The sequence below is a fragment of the Mesorhizobium sp. M5C.F.Ca.IN.020.32.2.1 genome (assembly GCF_004023105.1).
In the GTDB taxonomy this organism is placed as follows: Bacteria; Pseudomonadota; Alphaproteobacteria; order Rhizobiales; family Rhizobiaceae; genus Mesorhizobium; species Mesorhizobium wenxiniae.
Map to the genome: position 1 here is coordinate 1 of NZ_RZSX01001522.1, position 688 is coordinate 688.

Below are 688 nucleotides of genomic sequence, written 5' to 3' on the forward strand. Positions count from 1 at the left end.
ATTCGACAGAGTGAGATTGCGGAGGGCCGCGGCCCGAGCGGCAATTTCGACAAGGAACATCTGAAGGCCATACACGGGTATATTTTTCAGGACGTTTACGAATGGGCCGGTCACACGCGCAACGAAAGCCCGATCGTCGACGGCCAGCGCGTCGAGCCGATCGGCAGCCTTTCCAAGGGCAGCACCTCATTTCTGCATGGCTCACGCATCGACTTCGGACTGGACGAAGCCTTAAAGCCGATCCGCGATCCCAATGTTCTTCGCACTGGCACCCCGGAGCAATTCGCTGAGCGTGCGGGCCAGGTGCTCGCCGAGCTCAATTACGTGCATCCATTCCGCGAGGGCAACGGTCGCGCCCAGGAGGTGTTCATTGCCGAACTTGGCCGCCATTACGGCCATGAGGTGGATTTTACCGTCATCAGCAAGCCGCGGATGATCGAGGCATCAATCGAGACCACAAACGACCCGTCCAGTCCGGCAATGAAGTATGTGCTGGAGGACTCTATCAATCCGAACCGCCGCGAAGCGCTTCGCGCTGCAATTGCCGACCTCGAGCGGTGCGGCGAGAAGCCGGTTGAACACAATATCCGCACGGCACGGCCGGGAGAGGAAATCACCGGCCAAATTCTCGGCCATGACGATAGGGTCGCCAGTATCGTCACGGATGAGCGGATCATTGCCGTCGATC

The 688-nt window shown here is 59.3% G+C and carries 1 protein-coding gene; it reads left to right on the plus strand.

Annotated features, from left to right (window positions below; translation table 11 throughout):
* A partial coding sequence (locus EOA86_RS37200) for a Fic family protein (protein WP_128345870.1) occupies positions 1-688 on the plus strand: 688 nt, incomplete at both ends.